Below are 23,683 nucleotides of genomic sequence, written 5' to 3'. Positions count from 1 at the left end.
ATCTGTGCACAGTTCGTCCCCGGATTCTCCTTGGTTCATCCACCGCGAAACCCGGCTTATGCACAGGCCTCGGGAGGTCCCTGGCGGCCCGGATCTATGGGCAAGATCACGGAAGCACATCTTTGTAATTACACAACTGTGGGTAACTCTGTGGACAACTCCCCTTTTCCCAGCTCACCCACCCACCGCGCGCGCAAAAACCCAGGTCGAATCCCGCCCACACCACGAATGACAAAATCCGCACCCGTGGTACCCCAGCGCGCCACAGGCACCCCGAATGACACATCGCGGTGCGTCCGCACACGGCCATCACGCGGCTGCTGGCCTCGGCGCAGCAGGCAGCTTCGGCCATGTACGCGTTTCTCCCCTGTCCCCTGCTGGTGTCCCGATTGTTCGCCGGCCGCATCGCACTCACCGTCTCCCCATGGAGTCGATGCCGCTGCAGGCGCGGACCCCTGAGACGACGACAGCCGCCCCACGCGGGTGTGCGTGGGGCGGCTGTGAGGATCAACCGTGCCGAACGGTTAGGAAGGGATCGCGCGGCCGCGGTTTTTGATGTTCTGGGTGAGCATCTGCACCTGGTCGTAGATGGTGCGGTCCTCACTCATCGAGTCACCAATCTTGCGGACGGCGTGGATGACGGTGGAGTGATCCTTGCCGAACGCCTCACCGATCTTCGGCAGCGACAGCTCGGTGAGTTCGCGACACAAGTACATCGCGAGCTGGCGGGCCCGCACCACATCGCGGGTTTTGCCGCTGCCGCGCAGGACATCAATGGAGAACTCGAAGTACTCGCTGGTGGCCTCCAGGATCATCTCCGGGGTGATGACGACGTCGGCGGCCTCCGGCATGATGTCGCGCAGCGCGACCTCCGCCATCTGCATGTCGATGGGCTGGTTGATGAGGGAGGAGTAGGCGGTCACGCGGATGAGCGCGCCCTCCAGCTCACGGATCGAGGACTCAAATCGGGTCGCGATGAGCTCGAGCACGTCGCGGCCGACGGTCGTCTGGTCGATCTGTGCCTTCTTCGACAGGATCGCGATGCGGGTCTCCAGGTCCGGCGGCTGAATGTCCGTGATGAGGCCACCTTCGAAGCGGGTCCGAAGGCGGTCCGTCAGGGTCGTCAGCTGCTTCGGCGGGCGGTCGGAGCTCAGCACGATCTGCTTGTTCGCCTGGTGGAGGGCGTTGAAGGTGTGGAAGAACTCCTCCTGGGTTCCTTCCTTACCGACGAGGAACTGGATGTCGTCGACCATGAGGATGTCCAGGTTGCGGTAGCGCCGCTTGAAGGATTCTTGCCGGTCGTCACGCACCGAGTTGATGTAGTCGTTGGTGAACTCCTCACTGGAGACGTACTTCACCCGCAGGCCGGGCTGCAGTTCCTTGGAGTAGTTCCCCAGCGCGTGCAGCAGGTGCGTCTTGCCCAGCCCGGAGCCACCCCAGATGAACAGGGGGTTGAAGGCGTTCGCCGGGGATTCCGCCACGGCGACGGCGGCGGCGTGGGCGAAGCGGTTGGAGGACCCGATGACGAAGGATTCGAAGGTGTAGTTCGCGTTGAGCGTCGATTCCTGGTCGGGGTTGTGGGCGGGCTGTTCGCGCGACAGCCGCTGGTTGGGGTGCACGTACAGCGGATCCCGGGGCGCGGTGGGCTGCTGCTGGGGTGCCGACGGCTGCTGTGGTGGTGCGGGCTGCTGCTGCGGCGGGGTGGGCACCGGGGCGGCCGGCGGGGTGACCTGCTGGGTTTCCGCCCAGGTGGGTTCCGGGGCGGGGATGTCCTGCGGCGGGTACTGGTGCGCGACCTGGGTGTTGTAGGTCTGCTGCGGGGATTGCTGGGCAGTACCCGCGGCGGCGTCGAGTTGGGCTGCGGCCTCCCGGGCCTGCTGCTTCCACGCCGGCTCCTCGGCGGCGGGCTGCGCCTGCTGCGCTGGGGGCATCTGCGGGGGCGCGGGCTGCGCCGGGGGTGCCTGCTGCACGGGCGGGGTGTAGGTCGGCTGCGCCTCAGGGGTCGGGGCCGTAGCCGCGGCGGCGACGTCGGCCACCGGGGCCGGGTCCTCGTGGTGCTCCTCCGCGTGCGCGTCGACAGAGACCGCGAGCTTCGTCGGCCGGCCGATGCGGCTGCTGAGGATGCTCTCGATCGTGGGCGCGAGTTCCTTCTCGATGAAGTCGCGGGCCAGGGCGTGCTTCGTCGTCACCAGGGCGAAGCCCGGCACCAACCCCACCGGGGTGGTCAGGGCCAGGTAGGCGCGCTGGCTGCGGGTCAGCTCCGGGTACGGCGAGTTCGGGGCATTGAGCTCGTCGAGTACGTGCTGCCAGATGCTGTCGATGGTGGTGGACTCTGGCACGGGACTTCCTTACAACGGGGATACGGTCAGGCGGTGCCGGGTGGCACGGCGCAGGCGGGGCGGTGACGACAAAGGGGGTATATGACACCGCGAAGAAGAGGAAGAAGAGAGGGTGAAGAAGAAAGCGCACACACGAAGGACAGTGCGCTGCCGACGGGTGCTGCGGCAGACACACACGTCAGCGGCATCCTCACACAGGCGCTATCCGGGAAAACCCTCGTCGTGCCCGTGTGGGGCGCTGCGGTGTCGCGGGGTGGCGCGGGCGTGTCGAGTCTCATGGTGTGCGCATCCCACCGGGTGCCGATGGGTGCGCGCGTGACCTGGTCTTTTTCTCTACCGCTGTTGCGCCAAATATTCATTTGTCCTGTGGATAACTCGGCGTGTCGCGCCCCTGTCGCGCCCATGGTGCAGGTCACAGCACACTGTGACTGGTGTGACCATTGAGCATTGTGGGACGAGATGTGACAGTTGAGCAACCGCTTTTCGCGCGGCGGCAAACTCCGAGGACACCAACCCTGCGGGGGTATCCGCACAAGGATTTTTGTCCTTTCGCTGTTGCTGCCCGCGAGGGCCAAGTGACAGCGCCGTCTCCGGCGAAAATCACACGGCTGTCATCCTCACAGTGATCTCACAGCGCCGGTGGAGGTTGTCCACCACGTCGTGCACATCGGCATCTGCCGCGTGAACTGGTCTTCCACAGCTTTATCAACAGCTGTGGATAACTTTTCTACCACGGTTATCCACAGGCTGTCCACTGGGCTGTGGATAACTACAACTGCGTGATTTAGCTTCTCTACCTGCGGTTTTGCCGCGATGATGGGGAAGTCTCAACCTTTACTTTCGAGTTATGCACAGGTACCTGTTGCCCACAGGCTGTGGGAAACGGTGGAACCATGCACAGTTTTACCGGCCCCGGCACACAGTGTCCACATGGGGTTTTTGTCATTCACCCGCCCGGCGTCGCGGCACCCGCCCGCCAGCCCGCCGCGCGGGCCGACTCGGCCCAGCACACGCCCAAAAAACACCCCTTGGCGCTGCTCAAATTACATATTTGTCATATCAGGGGTAGCTGTGCCGCCCCCGGCGTGTCGATTTGTTTCCCCTGGGCCCGGGGCGTACTCTTGGCGGAGTCTGTCGCAGGCCGACGTGGCTCACTACCGCGTGTGTGCTTGCGCTGCACCGCCACAGCAACCCCCTGTGTGGGCCGATTCGGCCACCCAAGAGTTGTCCCCGGCGGTGCTCTTGACGTTGTGGAGCCTGACTCCAGGTGACACGCATCAAGAACCTCTTTTCGGCCCCACCCGGGGGCCGGCATGAGCAGCAGACGTCTTCGACACAACCTAACAACACCTGCGAGTACCGGCGAGTATTGCTCCCGCGTGCGACTCGGGTGGGTGGACTCATCGCGGCCATGGTGCTGTGCGGGAGCCAGTAAACGGCCCTGTTGAGTCCGCTGATCACTCGGAACGGCCTCCCCCGGGCGGCCGGCTGGTGCTCCCAGCGAGAGTGTGTCGGGTCATCTCCTCGCTCATGCGTGCTTTGCTCGTGCGTCGTGCGTGATCGTCGTCGCCGAGGGCACATCCCCGCACCAACTATCTTTTAGGAGTGTTCACCGTGGCTAAGGGCAAGCGGACGTTCCAGCCGAACAATCGTCGCCGTGCACGCGTTCACGGCTTCCGTGCGCGTATGCGTACTCGTGCCGGCCGTGCCATCGTGGCGGCTCGCCGTCGCAAGGGCCGTGCATCCCTGACCGCGTAAGAAGCCTCACCGCTTCCTGCGCACCCGGTGGGCGTGTCACACGTCCCACCGATCAAGGTCCCACCCGTGTTCCCACAGCGGCCAGCGTGAGCTGTGCCGGGGACGCGGGTGGTTTGCACATTGTAGGGCCCGCATTTTTTACCGACATCGGTGATGCGGGTCGCGCACCCACTGCTGCGCAACCGCCGCGGCGGTGGGTGGGCATATTTGTTGAAAGCCCCGGTACCAGCCGGGAACCATGGACTGCCGCACGGCGGGTTGCCACGGTGTCATCACCGTGGTGTGCTGCTCACGCGGTGCGAGGGTGAAGGTGCTTCAAGCTCTGTCATGCTGCCTGCACACCTGAAACTGCGAAGCTCGCAGGATTTTAAGACGACGATGCGGCGCGGCCGCGCGGCCCGTTCTCGCACCCTCATGGTTCACGTGCTGGTGCCGGGGCTTTCTGCGCACGCCCGCGACACCGTGCCGACACTGGTGCCGCGCGCGCCGCGCTTCGGACTGGTGGTGTCGAAGGCCGTCGGCAACGCCGTCGCCCGCCACGCCACCTCCCGGAGACTGCGGCACTGCCTCGCGGCTCTTGCAGCAACCGGCGTGCTGCCCCCGGGCAGTCAGGTCGTGATCCGGGCGTTCCCCCCGAGCGCGACCGCAACATCCGCGGAGCTCGCCGCCGACCTGGAGCGCGCCGTCGCCAAGGCGTTGGCGCGCGGCCCCCAATGAGCGGGCCGCGGCGGAGCCTGCTCGCGCGGGTGCTGCTCAAGGGTGTGGTGTTCTATCAGGTGGCCATCTCACCACTTAAGATGGGGTCGACCTGTCGTTTTGAACCAACGTGTTCCGCCTACGCTTTGGATGCTGTGCGCACCCACGGCGGGATCCGTGGCCTCGCCCTGACTGTTGTCCGGCTGGCCAAATGTGGGCCGTGGCACCCCGGCGGGTTTGATCCCGTGCCCGGTGCCTGCGACCACACGACCAAGGAGAATTAACTAGTCCCGTGCTGAACTTTATTTATTGGCCCATTTCCTTTGTGCTGTGGGTCTGGCACAAAATCTTCGCCGTGCCCTTCGGCGCCGAGTCGGCTGTCTCGTGGGTGCTGGCGATCATGTTCCTCACCTTCACGGTGCGTTTGCTGCTGCTGAAGCCGACGATTTCCCAGATGCGCTCCTCCCGCAAGATGCAGGAGATGCAGCCCGCGATGGCGGCCATCCGGGAGCGGTACAAAAGCGATCAGCCGAAGCAGATGGAGGAGATGCGGAAGCTGCAGAAGGAGATGGGGGTCAACCCCGTCGCCGGCTGCTTGCCCGTGCTGATCCAGCTGCCGGTGTTCCTGGGCCTGTTCCATGTGCTGCGCTCCTTCAACCGCACCGGTAACGGCGCGGGCCAGCTGGGCATGTCCATTGAGGACAACCGCGCGACCGCGAACTACTTCTTCTCCCCGCAGGACGTGCAGTCCTTCCTCGACGCGAACCTCTTCGGTGTGCCGCTGAGCGCGTACATCTCCATGCCGCAGCGCATGTACGAGGCGTTCACCGTCGATGATCTGACGAAGGCGAAGATCGCTGTGGTGGCGGTGCCGCTCATCGCGATCGTTGTGGTAGCGACCCACTTCAACGCGAAGATGGCGATCACCCGCCAGAAGGCCCGTCAGGCGTCCGGGAAGGCGAAGGCCCCGGCGAACGACATGATGGCCTCCCAGATGGACATGATGAACAAGATGATGGTGTGGATCATGCCGGGCACGATCCTCATCACCGGTGTGTTCTGGCACATCGGTCTGCTGTTCTACATGGTGGCCAACAACGTGTGGACCTTCTTCCAGCAGCGGTGGCTGTTCGCTCGCATGGATGCGGAAGAAGAGGCTGAGATCGCGGCGAAGAAGGCCGCGAAGCGGGCCACCGCCCCGAAGCCGGGCGCGCGCCCCGAGGGCGGGAAGAAAAAGAAGAAGAAGTAGCGCTTCTCCCCACCAGCGGGCTGAGGCTGCGTCCCCTTCGAGTTCTTAGGCCGGGTATCTCCAGTGGAGGTGCCCGGCCTTCGTCATGCGTGGGTGGATCGTGCGGGAGCGACCTGGCATCGGGCCGCCCGGCATCGGCGCGGCCTGGCGGCGGGGATGTCTAGAATGTTTCACGTGAAACCAGAGCCTGAATTCCAGCCCGCGCCCCCGGCGGCCGCCACCATCTTCGGCGAGCGCCTGCCGCTGGCCGAGCAGTACTACCGTTCCCTGGCCACCGACGGGTCCATCCGCGGGTTCATCGGCCCCCGGGAAATTCCGCGGCTCTGGGAGCGGCACATCCTCAACTGCGCCGTCGTCGGTGAGGCCATCCCCGAGGGCGCGCGCGTCGCCGACATTGGCAGCGGCGCGGGCCTGCCCGGCATCCCGCTGGCGATCGCCCGGCCCGACATCCGCATCACCCTCATCGAGCCACTGCTGAAGCGCTCGACGTACCTCCGCGAAGTCGTCGAGGCGCTGCAGCTCGACAACGTCACCGTGCTGCGGGGCCGCGCCGAGGAGAAGGAGATCCGCAAAGCCTGCCCCGGCATGGACGTCGTCACCTCCCGGGCGGTCGCGCCCCTGGGCAAACTGGCCGGCTGGTCGCTGCCCCTGTGCCGCCGCGGCGGGGTCATGCTCGCGATGAAGGGTTCCTCCATCACCGAGGAGCTCGCCCGTGATCGGGACCTCATCAAGCGCGCCGGCGGCGACCTCGGAGTCATCCGCACCGTCGGCGAAGGCCTGCTCGCGGAACCCACCACCCTCATCGAAATCGAGCGCCGCCGCTAAACGCTGCCGCGTTGTCCACAGGGGCACGCCGGGGTGGATGCGCCTGCCCGCCACGTCCACTAGAGTGAATGAAAGCGAAGCCCCGGGCGGACCCACAGCGTGCACTGTCGGCACCCCGCGCGCGGGGTGCCTGGACGATCGCCGCCGGCCCACGATCCGCGTCGGCTGCGACCCACCCACCACACAATCAAGGGGATGAGCACTTGGACGCCACCGCATGGGAGGACACCCCCATTGCCGCTGCCGCGCAGCGCGCCGCGCGCGTACAAACACCCAACGCCATCACCCTGCCGAAACCGCCCTCCCCGCGCACGATCACGATCGCGAACCAAAAGGGCGGCGTCGGTAAAACCACCACGAGCGTCAACATGGCCGCAGGGCTGGCGGTCGGCGGCTGCAAGGTGCTGGTCGTTGACCTCGACCCGCAGGGCAACGCCTCCACCGCCCTCGGGGTGGAACACCGCACCGGCACGTTGAGCTCCTACGAGGTCCTCATCGGCGAATGCAGCGCCGACGACGCGATGCAGGACACCACCGCCCACGAGAACGTCAAGTGCATCCCCGCCACCATTGACCTGGCCGGCGCGGAAATCGAACTCGTCTCCCTCGTGCGCCGCGAATACCGGCTCTCCGACGCCCTTAACGACGAGTTCCTCGCCCGCCACGGCTTCGACTACGTCTTCATCGACTGCCCCCCGAGCCTCGGGCTGCTCACCATCAACGCGATGACGACGGTGAAGGAAATCCTGATCCCCATCCAGTGCGAGTACTACGCCCTGGAGGGTGTGGGGCAGCTGCTCAACAACATTGGGATGATCCGCGAGTACCTCAACCCGGACCTCCACATCAGCGCCATCCTGCTCACCATGTTCGACGCCCGCACCAAACTCGCGGAGCAAGTCACCGAGGAAGTCCGCGGCCACTTCGGCGACGTCGTCCTCTCCAAGGTCATCCCCCGCAGCGTCCGCGTCTCTGAGGCGCCCGGCTACGGGCAGACGGTGCTGCAGTACGACCCGGGTTCGCGGGGCGCGGTCGCCTACCTGGATGCCACCCAGGAGTTCGCGGAACGCGGCGACTACCTCCCCACCGCGGAGTCCGCCCCCGTGGGCGTGCCGCCCGCCGCCCACGCGGCCGCGGAGGAGTCCACCCCGGAGCAGCCCGCCGACTAGCCCGCGGCCGGGCCCTCAACGCCCATTCCTCGCGGGTCTCCCCCACCGCCGGTGCGCGCGCCGCGTGCCGGAACCCCCTTGTCTTTCACCGACGTCTTTCTTCGCGCTTAGGAGCATCATGGCCAAGGAATCGAACAAAGGCGGCCTTGGCCGCGGACTCGGCGCCCTCATCGGGGCCAACACCACCAGCCCCAAGCTGGGGCAGAGCGCGGCCGACATCGTGCTCAGCAACACCGCCTCCCCCGCCACCGTCGCCGCGAAGCGCGCGGGGAACACCACGCCGGCGAAGCCCGGCGCCCAGCGCCGCTCCACGCCCCAGGGCGGGGCACAGCGCCCCTCCAACGCCGTCGACGTCGACGAGTTCGGTGCGACCTACCAGGAGCTTCCCATCGGCACGATCGTGCCGAACGCGAAGCAGCCCCGCCAGGTCTTCGACGAAGAGCAACTCAACGAGCTCATCCACTCCATCACGGAGTTCGGCGTCATGCAGCCGATCGTGGTGCGCCCCAACAGCACCAAAGACGGCTACGAAATCATCATGGGTGAGCGTCGCTGGCGGGCGGCCTCCAAGGCGGGGCTCAAGCGCATTCCCGCCATCATCCGGCACACCGCCGACGGCGACATGCTCCGCGACGCACTGTTGGAAAACATCCACCGCGCGCAGCTCAACCCCCTGGAAGAAGCCGCCGCCTACCAGCAGCTCCTTGAGGAGTTCGGCGTGACGCAGGCGGAACTCGCCGACAAGATTGGCCGCTCCCGCCCCGTCATCACCAACATGATCCGCCTGCTGCAGCTGCCGGTGCCCGTGCAGCGCAAAGTCGCCGCCGGTGTCTTGAGCGCCGGCCACGCCCGCGCCCTCCTCGGGCTGCACGCCGGTGCCGCCGCCCAGGAGGCGCTCGCTGAGCGCGTCATCCGCGAAGGGATGTCGGTGCGCGCCACCGAGGAAGCGGTCGTGCTCGCCAACCGGGGGGACGCCCCCGCCGCGAAGCGGGAGAAGGCCCCCACCCCGGAGTTCTTCGTCACCGCCGCCGAGCGTCTCGCCGACGGCCTCGACACGAAGGTCACCGTGAGCGCCGGGAAGAAGAAGGGCAAGATCGTCGTCGAGTTCGCCGGCAAGGACGACTTCGAGCGCATCATGGCGATCCTCGAGGGCAAATAGCCACCAACCCTCACACCCCACCCTTTCCCCACTCCCCCAGGGGCTACAGCAGCCCGCACGGCGGCCTGTAGCCGCACCGACGCCCACGCACCCTCACGAGGTGTGCGTGGGCGTTGTGCGTTGTCCCCCACATGCCCCACGCGGCCACAGCGGCGCGAAGAGGGGCGCACAGCTAGTGGGCGTCGACCACAATCCACACGGCCGCGAGGTGGAGCGCTGCCGCGACGATGGTGGCGGCGTGGAAGATCTCGTGGAAACCCAGAACCCGAGCCTGCCGGCCCGGCCAGCGGGCCGCGTACACCACCGCGCCCAGCGTATAGACCACGCCCCCTGCCGCAAGTAGCCCCACCACCAGCGGTCCTGCCGTGCGCCACAAGGTCGGGATGAGCGGCACAATGAGCCACCCCAGCACCACATACACAGCGGTGCCCAACCAGCGTGGGTGGGTGATCCACACGAGGTTCATGATGACGCTCGCGGCGGCACCCGCCCATGCCAGCCCCAGCATCCACGTCGCCTGCGTGCGGCTCAGCGTGAGCGCGCACAGGGGCGTGTAGGTGGCGGCGATGAACACGGCGATGGTGGCGTGGTCTGCTCTCCTCCACCAGGCGACCGCGCGGGCCGTCGTCCAGGGGCCCCGATGGTAGGCGGCAGAGATCCCGAAGAGGAGGACCACACCCGCGACATAGATCGCGACGGCCACCACGATGGGGCCGTCATGCAGGTGTGCCGTGCGCACCAGCAGTGCAGCGCCCACCCCGAGGGCCACGAGGGTAGCGACGAGGTGGAACCACCCGCGAAGGCTGGGGCGGGGGCCGCGCAGCGCAAGAATCTTCTCATTCTGACTCATAGGAAACCTATGCTACGCCTGACTTGTCTGACGCGTATGGCGCTGAGCCCCACACCGTGGGCGTCCACGTCCCCGCCGAGGGCCCTCAAGAGGAATGCTTCCCCAGGGGTTGTGCCTCTGGTGAGTGCTCCCCTCCTGGGCGCTGACGCTGCGGGTTCCCGGGTTCTACAGACGAGGGCACCCACCCCGCGCGCGGCGCGAGATGGGTGCCAGATGCTGTCCACACGGTGGGCGGGGCCCACCGGGAGTGTTAGAGGAGTTCTTCCTTGAGCAGCGTGGTGAAGCTGTACGTACCCGTCGGCTGATCGTCGTCCTCCAGGAGGTACAGGCGCTTGACGGCCACGACGATCGCCTCAGCGATCGTTTCACGCATCACCGGGTCCGTCAGCGTCGCCACATCATCCGGGTTGGTGAGGTAGCCGGCGACCACATCAACGGTCGGCATGTTCGTCAACCGGAGAATATCCCAGGTGCGGGCGTGGTTGCCGCAGTTCACCAGGTTGGTGCGGGCGGCGATCTCCCTTTGGATGAACCCGGACAGCGACTCCCCCGTCATCGACGAGGCGCCATCCTCACTCCCGAAGAAGAACGTGGCACAGCCGGAGGCCTTCTCATTGGGGTAGGCGTCGCACTGCAGGCTGATCATGAGATCGGCACCAAAGGCGTTGGCGATGCTCGCGCGGTCTTCGTAGGTGGGGTTCGACATCCGCGGCCGCGACAGGATGGTTTCCATCCCGGCGGCCACCATGCGGCCCTCGACACGGGTGGCGAGATCCCACAGGATTTCTTCCTCCGCGATGGTGCCGAAGGGGCCGGTGACAATCTGGCCCTTATCCGCCCCGCCGAGCGCGGGGTCGATGACGACACGCTTGCCGGCGAGCCGGGGCCCTGCCTGGCGGACCTGTTCCCGCTCCTTGATGGCGGCCGGGGAGCCGCCGGTGATGCGCAAACCCAGGTAGCCCAGGGAGCGCACCACGTTCGGCCCACAAATACCATCCACGTTGAGGCCGTAGTTGAGCTGGTAGTTGCGCACCGCCTCGTGGGTGTCGGGGCCGAAGGAGCCGTCAATGCGGCCGGTGTAGAACCCCAACTCGTGGAGCTGCACCTGCAGGCTCTTCACATCGTCGCCGGTGAGCACATTGTTCGGGTGGTAGGCCAAGGCCCGGGCGCCGAGACTGTAGGACGCTTCCTTCAACAGCCGGAGGGTGGCGTCGTTGAGTTCGCCGTTGGCCACCCAGCCGCGGGACTGCTGGAATGCCCGCAGGGCAGACTCCAGCTCCTCGTCGAAGACCAATTCGGCGTCCCGGTACGAGTCTTCCGCTCCCATCGGCAACAGCCCCAGCCCCGCCAACGCGGCCCTGGCCTGCGCGACACGGGGGTCCTTATCGCCTATCCGCAAACTCTCCGACACGACGCTGGTCGCCTCCTACATTGTTTGCCTCGCCCGCGGGGTGTGGGCACCCCGGCGGCGCTTGTGTCGTCTTTTCTCACCCGGCGAAAGGTGGCGTGCACTTTCCGCCGATTCGTCACAGACTACCAGCTAGGCGTGCTCACGCACCGTAGCCACATACTTCGACTTCGGGTTCACACCAACGATGTCGGCGACTTTTTCACCGTTGACGAACAGCAGCACCGTCGGGATCGACATGATCTGGAACATTGCGCCCAGCTGGCGCTGCTCATCGACGTTGACCTTCGCGACGATCGCCTCGTCGCCGAGTTCGGCAGCAACCTCGTCCAGGACCGGGGAGAGCTTCTTGCAGGGGCCGCACCATTCGGCCCAGAAGTCGACGAGGACGGGCTTGTCCGAGTCGATGACGGTCGAGCGGAAGTTCTCGGCGGTGACGGTGATGGGGGCAGACATGAAAAACGACTCTCCTGTGAGGGGATCTCGGGGTGCGGGGTGGGTTAAGCCTGGTTGGCGAGGTAGTGCTCGACGTCGATGGCGGCGCGGCAGCCGGAGGCCGCGGCGGTGATCGCCTGCTGGTAGGTGGAGTCCACGAGGTCGCCGACCGCAAACACGCCGGGGACGTTCGTGGCGGTGCCGGGGTGGGTGACGGTGACGTAACCGGCCTCATCGGTGGCAACAACGTCGCGCACGAGGTCGCTGCGCGGGTCGAGGCCGATGGCGACGAACATGGCGGCCACCGGCAGCGTGGAGGTCTCGCCGGTGACGGTGTCGCGCAGGGCCAGGCCGGTGACGTGGTCCTCGCCCACAACCTCGTCGACGACGGCGTTGGTGATGAAGCGGATCTTGTCGTTGGCCTGGGCGCGCTCCAGCATGATGGCGGAGGCGCGGAACTCCTCCCGGCGGTGCACGATCGTCACGCTGGAGGCGAACTTCGTGAGGAACAGGGCTTCCTCCATGGCGGAGTCGCCGCCACCGATGACGGCAATGTCCTTGTCCTTAAAGAAGAAACCATCGCAGGTCGCGCAGGCGGACACGCCGCGGCCCAGCAGCCGCTGCTCCCCCTCGATGCCGAGGTAGCGGGGCGCAGCCCCCATCGCGAGCACCACCGTCTTCGCGAAGTACTCCTCCCCATCGGCCACCAGACGCTTGACCTCGCCGGTGAGGTCCATTTCCTCGACGGTTTCCTGGCGCAGCTCCGCGCCGAAACGCTCCGCCTGGGAGCGCATGTTCTCCATGAGGTCGGGGCCCATGATGCCCTCGGGGAAGCCGGGGAAGTTTTCCACCTCGGTGGTCGTCATGAGGGATCCGCCGTACTCGATGCCCTCGAACACGACGGGCTTCATCTCTGCCCGCGCCGCATACAGTGCGGCGGTGTAGCCGGCGGGCCCGGAGCCCACGATGGCGACGTCGTGAATGGTGCGGTCGGTGCTGCTCATCTTCGTCCTTGGGGAGGGAAACACACCCATGCTGCTCACACGTGGATGGCAGGGGTGGTGGTTGATTCGGCTGGTGCCCCACGGCGGGGCGTAAGGGAAGCTTACCCGGAAGTGTTCCCCGGGGGCTGACCAGTACAACCCTCATCGGCCGGATTCATTCCCCGCCGCCGGCACTGCACCGCAGGCGCGGTTGCTTGCGCGGTGCGGAACGCATCCCGGCCCACGTTGCGCAGCCGCGTCAGCCGCTTGCGCCCCATGTCCAACATGCGGGAGGACTCGCGCAAAGAGTGCCCCAGGATATCCGTCGCGAACAACACGGTGAGCACCTCCTCGGGGACGTGCTGCAGCCCGCACATGACGTCGAAGTGTTCCGCGAAGTGCTCGAAAGGATCGTGGCCCCAGCCGCGCATGAAGATCTCCGCCGCCGAGTCCAGGGCATCGTAGGACTCGGTGATGATCTCCTTGTTGCGGTAGTAGTTCCGTGCCGAATTGTGCACCAGCCGGTACAGCCACGTCGTCACTTTCGCTTCGAAGCGGAACCCGTCCAGAAACCGGGAGGCGTTCAACAGGGCTTCCTGCACGATTTCCTCCGCGTCCTCCTGCCCGCGGGCGTGGGACTCCGCCCAGCGGGCCAGCCGCTCCCGGTGGCGGTGCACCAGCTTGTCGAAGGCGTGCTCGTTGCCCTCGACGTAGGCACGCACCAAGTCCTCGTCACTGTCCGGCCGGGTGGGTTTCGGCGCCCAGTCGGCCTCAATGCGGCTCATGAGCTCTTTGAGCTGCTGCTGAGCCTCCTCAAGAGTCTCCGGCTGGGGCCGCGCCGGCGGCGACTCCACCGGTGGGCAGCCCGACAGGCGCGGCTCCGTAGGTGCTTCTGCATCAGCCGGCGGCGTCGCGGCGGGTGCGCGGTGCGGGCCGCGCGCCCACGCGGCAGGCGCAGGATCGGGCACGCCCCGGCGGTGATGCCCCGGGCCGGCAGGTGGGTGGTTCACAGCAGCGGCCACTGCCGCAGCGTCCGTGGTCACGTTTCTCCCCCGAGTAGAAGGTGTGTGGTGGGCGGCTCCCCCACACCATGGGCGGCGTGGGGAGCTGTGGGCGCATGCTAACCAGGCCCGCACACAGGATGCTGCACACCGTGTTGTGCGCGGCACTCGCGCGGGGGTTACGCTGCTGAATCCGATCCGTGTCATTTGTTGACAGCTCGCCCGCAGCGGGGTCCACGCGGTGGCCGCGTTCCGTGACTCGTCGTCGCCCAAGGGTGTTCTCCCCTGCCGGCTACCCACGGCCGGCACTACCGCGACCGCACGCGAACGGCACCACCGCGGCCACCCGCGAACGGCACACCGACGATCCCCTCCCCCTCCCCTGGTCGCCCACCCCTCATCGGCGAACGATGCGCAAAAATTGCGGCCGCACATTCTCGGCCCATGCGGAAGGGCAGGATCGACAGATGTCTCCACTGTTTGATTCCTTCTCCCGCTGCAGCGATCTTATGAATGAGAAATGAGGCTGAGACGGGGGGATTGGCGGGAAATTGTGCCCGCATCGCACATCCTCGAAATGAATTGAATTCGAGGCGGAATTTTCCCACAGCGGTGATGGATTTGCTGGAAATATGCTCCTTTGGCCTCTTTCCCACCTTTATTCTCCTCTGTGGAAACGGGAGCACGTGGACGACTCCATTCGAGGCATCCGTCGCGCCCGCGCAGTCTCCCCTCGATGCTCGATCTGCGGGTGAGATCGCGACTTGGCTCAATTTAGTGCACAGTTCGGCCCCGCCAGACGAGGCATCTGGGTGCTTCCTGCGGGTGCTGCCGTGGTCGAGGGGTGCGGGTGGCGTGGGCCTTGGCTAGTGCACACTTGGGCCCGGCCGTGGTGGGGTGGGGCCTTTCGACAGGTGGATCGGTACCGGGCCGGCGCGCGGGATCTGGACTTGGCTCAGGCTAGTGCACACTCCGGCCCCGCCTGCGGTGGGTGTCGAGGGCTTCCTGCGAGTACTGCCGTCGTCGCGGGGTGCGCGCGTGGGATCGCGACTTGGCTCAATTTAGTGCACAGTCCGCCCCGCCCCGTGGGGTGTGGATACAGCGACGCCGCGGGCACGAGACCGCCTCGGCTGAGTGAACCGGTGCGGTGCGTCGTGCGCGCGGCGTGCAGTGTGCAGGGGGCTGGTTAGTTCCCGGGCTGCTCGGAGGTGTCGCCTGCGGGCGGGGTGGCCTGCTGGCTGGTTGGGGGTGTGGGGTTTTTGCCCTTGATGACGAGGTCTTGGATGTCGGCGGGCTCCGGGAGCGGCAGCCGAGTGACGTAGACGAGGACCCGGCCGACGGCCTCCCCGGTGGGGGTGAGCTCGATCGTGGTGTCGCCTTCGCTCAGGACTCCGGCGCCGAGGAGCTGCGCCTGGGAGATGTCGGTGAGCTGCAGGTCGGGCACCCCGTAGATCTCGACGGCGGTGCCGGGGGTGCTGGCGGTGATGTCGACGGCGGTGGGCCGCATCGGGCTGTCGAGGGTGATGAGCAGGCCGACGCCCCTTTTGATGGTGTCGGTGGAGCCGAATTGGCTGATGTAGGTGTCGGTGTGCCAGGCGGTGGCGGGATCATCGTCCAGGACGGCGGCCGCGAGTTCCGGGTTGTCTTCGGTGCCGGGGGCGGGGGTGCCGGCCTCCCATTCGACGGCGCCGATGGTGGTGAGCCGGTGGGCGGTGTCGGGGAGCACCTTGGTGACGGCGTCGTGCTTGATGGGGCTGTCGGGGGCGCCCCCGGAGATCACTCCCATGACGTAGGTGACGGCCAGGGCGATGGTGATCATGAGGAGCACGACGCCGGCGACGACGCCGGCGAGCCCGCGGCGGGTGTAGCTGCGGGACCCGAACCCGGAGTCGAGGTCTTCGGGGCGGGGGTTGGCTTCCTGCGGGGCGTCGAGGGTGGTGTCGCCGGCGGCGCGGCGCAGCAGCCGGGCGGCCGCCGCGGGATCGTTGCGGACCTCGTCACCGGTGAGGGTCCGCGGCTGCTGGGCCTCCGCGTCGTCGCCCTCGGCGTCCGGGTCGGTGGGCGCGGGCAGGGTGGCGGCGGCCCGGATGCTGCCGTCGGGCAGGTCGGTGCCGTGGGGTGCGGTGAGCACCTCCCCCACCTGGCAGGCGAGGCACTCGTCGCCGGTGGAGTCGTGGACGTCCCGGTCGACGAGCGCCAGCAGGTCCCGCAGTGCGGTGCCGATGCCCCGGAGGTCACCGTGGGTGGTCGTGCCGGGCAGTACGGCCGGGAATGCGAGGGTGACGGTGCCTTCGGTGGTCACCCGCAGCCGGCTGGTGGCGTCGATGCCGAGGTGGGTGCCACCCGCGGCGGCGGCACCTGCGGCCTCCGCGAGGGGCACGAGGGCGGCCGCGGCGGCGCCGGGGACGACGTCGCCGACGGCATCGACGGCCGCACCATCTACCCAGTCGGCGACGACGAGGCAGCCGGCCCGGTAGGTCACGACACTGATGTTGTCGGCGACGGCCGGCAGGCCCAGGGCCGCCAGCTTGCGGGTGAGGCGGGCGACCTCCGCGGCGGCGGCAGCGGCGGCAGCCGGGGTCGTGGCCTTCTGCGGCGGGGCGCCCGCCGTGTCGACGAAGGTGAGTGCCACCTGGCGGCCGGTGGTCTGTTCGCGGGCCTGCCAGAACCGGGCCCCGGGCACCGCGCCGTGCTGCTTGAGCAGCCGGTAGCGGCCCCCGAGGACGGGGGCGCCGGCCACGAGGCGCGGGGGGCGGACCACACCGGCCGACATGGGCGGCAGCGCCGGGGAGGCGCCGAAGCCTTCGGCACTGAACGCGGCCTGCTGGTTGGCTTCCTCCAGGGCTTCGGCGGCCGTGGGTGCCGCGGTGGTGGGCGCGAAGCGCCGCAGGCCCGGGATACGGGCCATCGCCCGGCTGAACGCCTTGACCTCATCCAGGCCGGAGGTGAACAGCACCAGGCCCGTGACGGCGAGGAACACCACGCCGGAGATCCCGACGCGGATGAGCTGCCCCACCGAGCCGAGGGACTCCCACAGCCCGGCGGCCGCCATACCGACCAGCCAGTCGATGAGGCTCGCGGCGACGACGCCGACGAGGGAGGCGGCGAACGCCCACAGGGTGGTGCGGGTAATGTCGCCGAGCTTCAAATCCCCCAGCTTCCGCTTGAGCAGCAGCGCGCCGATGACGGCGCCGGCGATGAAGCCGAAACCATTCGCCGCGCCCAGCAGCACCACCACATCCGAGGGTTTGCTCGCCACCACGACGGACAGAGCCGACAGCAGCACCTTCGTCGTCGTAATGCCGGCGATGATGAACGTCGGCGTCCACGCCTCCTCCCGGGCGTAGAACACGCGCAAGTGCAGCAGCACCAGGGCATAAGGGATCAGGGTGAATGCGGAGAAGCTCAACGTCAGCCCCAAAAGGTCCGCCGAGGCCTTATCGAACGCCAGGTACGCGAACAGGCCATTGGCGACCTGGCGGCCAAACGCCGTGAGGAACACGATGACCGGCACGAGCGCCAAGTACGTCAGCTTCGTCGCCAAGGTCAGATCCCGCACCACGGCCCGATCGTCGCCGTCCGCCGCGGAACGCGACAGGCGCGGCATGATCGCGGTGAGCAGGGTGACGCCGATGATGCCGTACGGCATCTGCAGCAGCAGCCACGCCTGCTGGTACAGCATCGGGGCGCGCGAATCGGAGGCCGCCGCAATGCGGGTGGTGATCATGTAGCCGGCCTGGCTGATCGCCACGTACACGACGATGGCGACCGCCATGCCGCCGAACTGCTTCAACCGCTCATCGATCCCCCACAGGGGCCGCAGATCAATGCCGAGCTTCCGTGCCGGCGGGATGAGGATAAGGGCCTGCACCACCACACCGAGGGTGGTGCCCACGCCCAGCAGCATGATGTGGGGGTCCGTGATGCCCGCCGGTTCCTCGGCGAGCAGCCCGCCCGGCACCAGCCAATACAAGGCCAGCACCACGAGGGACACTACATTGTTGGCGACTGGCGCCCACGCGCCCGGTTTGAACACGCCCTTGGTGTTCAACACCGCCATGAGGAGCGCGGAGAGCCCATAGAACATGATCTGCGGCAAGAGCAGATACGCGAACGAGGTCGACTGCGTGAGGTTCACCTTCGACGCCGACCCCAGCGTCAACCGTGTGAGCAGTGGCGCCCCCACCACCGCCAGCACCGTCACCCCGATGAGCAACGTCGCCGACGTCGTCAGCAGGCGGCGAATGAACGCCGCACCCTGATCCGGGTCCTCTTTCTCCGCGCGGACGAGCACCGGCACCACCAAGGAGGTGAGCACCGCGCCGAGGACGATCTCCGTGATGAGGTTCGGCAGCGTGTTCGCCGTGTTAAACGCCGAACCCACCGCCGGGCCCATCGTGGCGCCAATGGCCACGTTCCGCAGGAAGCCCGTAATGCGGGACACCAGGGTGGCGATCGCCATCGACCCCGTGGAGCGCACCACATCCCCATCTGACTGGCCGCCCCCCTGGCGGGGCCCGGCCGGGCCGGAACCAGGGGACTCCGTCCGCGGCGCCAGCGACACCGCGACGGCCTGACGCGCCCGCGTCGCCTTCGGCCGGGCGACCGGCACGGGCGCCGGCGGCTGCGGCGGCACGATACGACCCCGCTGCCCCGCGGGCGGGGCGGGATGGTCGGGAGAGAAGGGAGATGAACTCACGAGGGAATCCTTGCATCGTCGGAGACACCCGCCCCGGAGATCTGCTCCAGGGCTGTGGTGTCACTCGAGGGAGGAATGACTAGGGGGCGCCTGCGCGCCCCTCACCCAGTCAGGGTGCCAGATAGGTGGCCCCGAGTCCCACCGCACACGCCACGAACGCACCACGAGAGCGACGAGACCACAACCACAGTCGGCACCCCGCCCGCACGACCGCACCGGCCCGCAACCTCCACCCCGCGCATCACCCATGAGAGTGCGCCAAGCGTCACTCCCCCACCCGCGCGACGTCGAGGGGCCCGCGTCCACGCGTCGACGTCTCTTCGCTGCCGCCTCGTGTGCGTGCGGGAGAGAAAAGAGAAAAGGGGGAAAGGAGAAAGGGGGAAGGATAAGAATAGGAGAAAGGTGAAGGGCGAAGAGTGTAGTACGGCGGCGCGGAAGAATGGGCGTGCGGGATCTGGCGCGAGGCTCAAGGCAAAGAAAAGAATCAGAAGCGGGAAAATGGGGATAGTGCGCCGGCGCGCAGAGAAGAAATTGCCCCTCGCCACAGAATTCGCGGGAAATTGTGGGTCCCGTGGGATGTGGCGGTGTGTTTTTCGGGGCGCTCTCGTGAATTCCCGTCCATCCGTGAACGTCGTGGGGTGCGGCCCGTGTCGCACCGCACGGGCTGCCCCGGCCGTGCTGCTGTCGCTCCGGGCGGCGTGGGGCCGGATCGCGGGCACGGGCCGGCGATGGTTTCACGTGAAACATTCGCCTCGCGCGGCCCCTCCCCCGCTGGGTTCGCCGCGCTGCTTAGTCCTGCTGCTGGCGGGCCGCGGCGCGGGCTTCGCGGGCGCGCTTGCGCTGGATGAAGAAGCGGGCACCCAGGGCCAGCAGGGCGACGGTGACGGTCGCCGCGTAGGCGGCACCCTTCTTCACCATGCTGCTGCGGGTCTGCACGACGAGCTCCACGGGGGAACTGATGGCGGCCCCGGCGCGGGTCGCGAGCCACATGCTGATCTCGATGCGTTCGTCCTCGTCCGGCACACTGGCGGGCAGCATCACCGTCACCGAGCCCTTCGCGGGGATGAGCTGTTCCTCCGGCACGCCGATCTCCACCCCGCCGGGCGCAGCGTAGCGCAGCGACGCCATGACGGGCAGGGGCAGCCCGTTGCGGGCGACCATCGGCAGCGGGGACGCGTCCGAGGTGCGGGTGAAGACATTGCCCGGCGGCAGCAGGGTGACGCTGCCGCGCAGCGTTTGCAGCATGTCCCGGTTGGCGTTGAGGATGCTGTCGGCTTCCTCAGTGGCGGCGACGTGGGTGCTGGCACTCATGCGGCCCTGCAGGCTCATGGCGCGGACCACGTCCCGCAGCAGCGGCTCAATGAACAGGTACGGGGTGAGAGCGATCTTCGGGTCGTTGACCATGAGCCGCGCCAAGTCGTCACTGTAGGTGGCCTGCTGGGCGCCGCGCTGGATTTCCAGGTCGGTGACCGACATGGGGTCCGCGAAGGGGCTCCCCATGAGCACCGGGGTGCCGGGATCCGCGGGCGCCTGCAGCCCCTCGAGGCGGGCAGCGTCCGGAATCATCGCCGCCGCTGCGGCCTGTGGCTCGGCGACACCGCTATCAATGAGGTCGGTGACCTCCCGGAAGATGGTGCGGGCATCCGCATCACCCGACAGCGTCGCCGGCGGCACCACGATGAGGTTCTCCCCCGCCTTCGCGCCGGCCGCCAATCCGAGGGCTGCCGCCGCGTCGAGGCGCCGTGATTCGGCCGAATCACGGCGGTAGTCGAAACGGGTCGCCGGGTTCGAGTACGGCACCGTGACGGGGTTGTCGCCCATCTGCGCCAGCGTCGCCGCCAGACTCGAGGGGTACAGGGACGCCGTCACCCCGAGCTCCGGGGAAAGGATCGCGGTCGCCGAATCGTGGGGCGTGCCCCACACGGTGTTGTCGGCGACGAGGACACTCGCCGCACTCCCCGCCAGCCCGGCCGCGCCGACGGCGGCGGGCGGGGTCGGGTCGTCGAGGGCACTGCGCTCAGAGCCGGCCCCGGCGGCCTCCGCGGCGCTCGCCACCCAGTCGCCGGCGACATCCGACTCGCCCACGAGCGTCATCGCCGGCACGGCGTGGGAGTCGACGAACCCGGTACCCGGGATGACGACGGTCCGCACCGGCTGCGCGCCGGTGGTGCGGACGATGGTGTCCGCCCCCGTGGAGATCCCCTCCCGCACCAGCCACGACGACCCCGTCGCCGCCAGGGCGTTGACATCCGCGTTCGCCCACGGCAGCGCCACACTGCAGCCACCACGGGCCGCCAACGAGACGCGCGCCAGCCAGCGCTGCGCATCCCCCACACCGGTGCCGTCGCGGCCGGCGTGGGCGTGGGCGTCCTGCCCCCACGAGTCCCGCAGGCGGAGCTTCTCCGCCACGGGTGACGGGCGGGTCGCGGAGACGGTGTAGCCGTGCGTCATCCGCTCCACGGTGTCGAGCAGCGCCGGATCCAACGCCAAGCAGGCGGCCGTACCGACACGCGGGTCGGCGACCGCTTCCTCGTAGGCCCGCAGCAGCACATCAAGCCGCCCCCCGGGCGCAAGTTCGGCGGCAAGATCCTCGTTCTGCAGGATCAATGGCGCCCGGTCGGGGGCCTCCCCCGTCGCACCGGGGGTGATGTGCGTGGCGGCCGCCAGCGGCCACAGCAGCGTGATGCGCGCCGGCAGCGCCGCATCGGAGTCCACGGCATCGTCCGCGGTGTCGTTGGCCGCGCCCGCGGCCTCCAGGGCACTCGCCGCCGCCCGGGGCGCGCCGCCGACCAGGGTGCTGCTGTCGCGGGTGTCGCTCACAGTGAGGAGGAAACGCTCCGAATCGACCACCCGGGGGCCGTCCTCACCGGCGGCCTCCAACGCCACCATGATGGGGTACACGCCGGGCGCGGTGATGTCGAGAGCCTCCAGCGACAGCGGCAGCGTCACGGTTGTCTCCGCGCCGGCCGCCACCTGCTGCGCCACGGGCATCGGCTCCCCAAACGCGGCAAACTGATCATCGTCCGCCGCAAGCGCTGCTCGCCCATCGGCGACGGTGCCCACCGCATCCGCCCGACCCAACTGGACCGCAACGTCCCGGTCGCGGTGCGCGGCACCACGCACCGTCACCGTCAACGCACCCACCTGGCCGGGGGCCATGCGCGTCACCGACTGCCCGCCCACCGTCAGCGCATCGACGTCAATCTGTGCGCCCTGGCCCGCGGGCCGCAGCAGCGGGTTCGCCCACGTCTCCGCCACGGCCTCCTCGGTCGGCGACTGCGGGGTTGTGGGCCGCGCCGAGCCTTGCGGCATCGCACCCCAGGGGCCGATGCACAGTGCCGCCGCCGCGAGCAGTGCGCCCGCGCGCACACCGGTGCGCCCGCGCCCCCCTGGTGCGCCCGAGGGGATCATCGGGGTGTCCTTCGGCCGGCGGCGCGCTCCGCGCGGGCCAGTTTCGGCAACACCTCGTGGGCGACACGCGCCAACTTCCGCTCGTCGGCGTAGGCGAGCTTCTCCACCAGCTGGCTGGCGGGCGCCCACATCACCTCGGTGACTTCCGGGTCCTCGTCGTTGAGCTCCCCATCGACGTAGCGCAACAGGTGGTGGTGCACCGTCTTATGGATGCGGATCCCGTCGGCGACGAACCAGTAGTCGATCTCGCCGAGGGTGCCGCACACTTCACCGATGATGCCGGTCTCTTCGAAGACTTCACGTTCCGCGGTGGCGACGATGTCCTCGCCGTCCTCCACGTGGCCCTTCGGCATCGACCACAGCAGGCGGCCTCGCCTGTCGAGGCGGCCGATGAGCGCCACGTACACGCGCGACAGGTCGACGCGTCCGTCCCGGCCCACGGCTTCTGCGAGGCCGCTGACAACCAGGCCGCCGGCGCTCGTCTCGTAGGACACGTCGAGGGCGGCGACCTCCGGCGGCATCGGCCGGGAGAAGGCCGGCTGGCGGGTGCGTCCGCCCGCGCGGCGGCGGGTCGTCAGCCGCTCCCGCGAGCGATCCCGACCCCGGGTCGTGGTGCGGCCGGTGCCACGCGACGCGGCACGACCGGCACCCCGCTTCGGTGCGGTCGTCGTCCGCCGGCGGCGCCCCGACTGATCCTGGGATCCTTCGCTGCCGCGGCCCGTCGATGCGGGCGTTGCCGCGGGTGCGGAGTCCTGGCGGCGGCCACGGCCCCGCGAGGAATCGCCGCGCGTGGAACCACCCTGGGCGGAACGCTCCTGCGAGGACTGCTGCTTCTGCTGCGTCGGCGTGGTGGCGTCCCCGCCTTGGGCACGACGACGCCGCCGGTTGCGGCGCTGCGCGGAGCGGCTCTGCGGTGCGTTGCCCTGGGTGCGGGACTCCTGCCCGCTGGAGGGAGTGCGGCCCTGCGCGCCTGCTGCGGACGCATCGGGGGTCGCAGAGGCGGACGAGTGTGCGGAGGCGGACTTCTGTGCCGGCTGGAACACCGGTGCTTGTGCGGTGGGCTGCCCGTCGCGGCGACGCCCGGAACGGGAGGAGGAACGCTGCTGCGACGTCGTGGCGCGGGAGCCCTGCGGGGCGTTCTGCGTGTCCGCACCCTGGGTGCGCGTGCCCTCGGGGCGCTTGCCCTGCCCCTGCTGCTGGCCCCGGCCGCGCCTGCGGCGAGAGTTGCGGGACTTTCCGTCGCGGGCGTTGGGGCGTTCCTGAGCGTTGGCGCCGCTGCGGTTCTCGCCGCGAGGGGCAGAGCTCTGCTGGGCGCCTGCGCGGCCGGTGCTGCGCGCGCCGTCGCGGGTGCCCTCGCGGGCGGGTTGCCGCTCGGAGTTCTGGGGGCGTGCGGAAGTACCACGGGAGGCATCTCCCCCGCGTCCGCGCCGCCGGCGGCGGGAACGACGTTGCGCGCCGCTCGTCGATTGGCCGGTGTTGGCCCCAGAAGTCTCAGTCATCGTGTGTTGATGCTAGTGCCTTGACCCACTCGGAGGGGAACAACCTCGCCGGGGAGTGCACACTCTTTGCCAGCCAACTGCCAGAGTTGGGGTGGAAGCCCCGGTGGTTGGGTGCCGCGGAAGGAGCACACGAGCCCCGGCGCCGTTGGGATCCCGTGGGAGAGGTGCGTGGCAGAGGTGAATGTTTCACGTGAAACATCGT

16 protein-coding genes are annotated in these 23,683 nt (G+C 68.4%); 7 read left to right on the top strand and 9 right to left on the bottom strand.

Going from position 1 to position 23,683, the window contains the following annotated elements; all coding sequences use genetic code 11:
* Positions 1-524 precede the first annotated feature (524 nt).
* The gene (gene dnaA / locus C1Y63_RS08210) at positions 525-2,339 is read right to left on the bottom strand and encodes a chromosomal replication initiator protein DnaA (RefSeq protein ID WP_233195649.1); all 1,815 of its coding nucleotides are present in this window, start codon (positions 2,337-2,339) and stop codon (positions 525-527) included.
* Between the two features lie 1,614 nt (positions 2,340-3,953).
* Here dnaA and rpmH point away from each other — a divergent pair.
* The 7 genes from rpmH (at position 3,954) to C1Y63_RS08175 (ending at position 9,195) form a co-directional block, all read left to right on the top strand.
* On the top strand, positions 3,954-4,097 hold the full coding sequence (gene rpmH / locus C1Y63_RS08205) for a 50S ribosomal protein L34 (RefSeq protein ID WP_106015978.1): 144 nt from the start codon (positions 3,954-3,956) through the stop codon (positions 4,095-4,097).
* A gap of 327 nt (positions 4,098-4,424) precedes the next feature.
* On the top strand, positions 4,425-4,814 hold the full coding sequence (gene rnpA / locus C1Y63_RS08200; protein WP_106015977.1) for a ribonuclease P protein component: 390 nt from the start codon (positions 4,425-4,427) through the stop codon (positions 4,812-4,814).
* On the top strand, positions 4,811-5,077 hold the full coding sequence (gene yidD, locus C1Y63_RS08195; protein ID WP_106015976.1) for a membrane protein insertion efficiency factor YidD: 267 nt from the start codon (positions 4,811-4,813) through the stop codon (positions 5,075-5,077). Before rnpA ends, yidD begins: the two co-directional genes overlap by 4 nt.
* An 8-nt stretch (positions 5,078-5,085) precedes the next feature.
* Complete coding sequence (gene yidC / locus C1Y63_RS08190) at positions 5,086-6,042, top strand: membrane protein insertase YidC (protein WP_106015975.1); 957 nt, start codon at positions 5,086-5,088, stop codon at positions 6,040-6,042.
* Positions 6,043-6,207: 165 nt separating this feature from the next.
* The gene (gene rsmG, locus C1Y63_RS08185; protein WP_106015974.1) at positions 6,208-6,867 is read left to right on the top strand and encodes a 16S rRNA (guanine(527)-N(7))-methyltransferase RsmG; all 660 of its coding nucleotides are present in this window, start codon (positions 6,208-6,210) and stop codon (positions 6,865-6,867) included.
* Positions 6,868-7,070: 203 nt separating this feature from the next.
* Complete coding sequence (locus C1Y63_RS08180; protein ID WP_106015973.1) at positions 7,071-8,036, top strand: ParA family protein; 966 nt, start codon at positions 7,071-7,073, stop codon at positions 8,034-8,036.
* Between the two features lie 118 nt (positions 8,037-8,154).
* Positions 8,155-9,195: a ParB/RepB/Spo0J family partition protein gene (locus tag C1Y63_RS08175; protein WP_106015972.1), complete on the top strand. Its 1,041-nt coding sequence runs from the start codon at positions 8,155-8,157 to the stop codon at positions 9,193-9,195.
* Between the two features lie 172 nt (positions 9,196-9,367).
* On the opposite strand, the gene C1Y63_RS08170 is transcribed toward C1Y63_RS08175, so the two are convergent.
* The 8 genes from C1Y63_RS08170 to C1Y63_RS08135 form a co-directional block, all read right to left on the bottom strand.
* Positions 9,368-10,045, bottom strand: a complete 678-nt coding sequence (locus C1Y63_RS08170; protein WP_106015971.1) for a hemolysin III family protein — start codon at positions 10,043-10,045, stop codon at positions 9,368-9,370.
* Positions 10,046-10,295: 250 nt separating this feature from the next.
* Positions 10,296-11,456 carry an N-acetylmuramoyl-L-alanine amidase gene (locus C1Y63_RS08165; RefSeq protein WP_106015970.1) on the bottom strand — a complete coding sequence of 387 codons (1,161 nt, stop codon included), beginning with the start codon at positions 11,454-11,456 and terminating at the stop codon, positions 10,296-10,298.
* Between the two features lie 129 nt (positions 11,457-11,585).
* On the bottom strand, positions 11,586-11,909 hold the full coding sequence (gene trxA / locus C1Y63_RS08160; protein ID WP_106015969.1) for a thioredoxin: 324 nt from the start codon (positions 11,907-11,909) through the stop codon (positions 11,586-11,588).
* Positions 11,910-11,953: 44 nt separating this feature from the next.
* Positions 11,954-12,892, bottom strand: coding sequence for a thioredoxin-disulfide reductase (gene trxB, locus C1Y63_RS08155; protein WP_106015968.1), 939 nt, complete (start codon positions 12,890-12,892; stop codon positions 11,954-11,956).
* A gap of 101 nt (positions 12,893-12,993) precedes the next feature.
* Positions 12,994-13,914: a sigma-70 family RNA polymerase sigma factor gene (locus C1Y63_RS08150; protein ID WP_158256123.1), complete on the bottom strand. Its 921-nt coding sequence runs from the start codon at positions 13,912-13,914 to the stop codon at positions 12,994-12,996.
* Between the two features lie 1,144 nt (positions 13,915-15,058).
* On the bottom strand, positions 15,059-18,571 hold the full coding sequence (locus C1Y63_RS08145) for a murein biosynthesis integral membrane protein MurJ (protein ID WP_106015966.1): 3,513 nt from the start codon (positions 18,569-18,571) through the stop codon (positions 15,059-15,061).
* Between the two features lie 789 nt (positions 18,572-19,360).
* The gene (locus C1Y63_RS08140; RefSeq protein WP_106015965.1) at positions 19,361-21,982 is read right to left on the bottom strand and encodes a hypothetical protein; all 2,622 of its coding nucleotides are present in this window, start codon (positions 21,980-21,982) and stop codon (positions 19,361-19,363) included.
* Positions 21,979-23,481, bottom strand: a complete 1,503-nt coding sequence (locus tag C1Y63_RS08135) for an NUDIX hydrolase (RefSeq protein WP_106015964.1) — start codon at positions 23,479-23,481, stop codon at positions 21,979-21,981. Before C1Y63_RS08135 ends, C1Y63_RS08140 begins: the two co-directional genes overlap by 4 nt.
* Positions 23,482-23,683 lie beyond the last annotated feature (202 nt).

It is taken from the genome of Corynebacterium sp. 13CS0277 (assembly GCF_002994655.1).
In the GTDB taxonomy this organism is placed as follows: domain Bacteria; phylum Actinomycetota; class Actinomycetes; order Mycobacteriales; family Mycobacteriaceae; genus Corynebacterium.
This window is presented reverse-complemented; position numbering and strand designations above follow the sequence as displayed.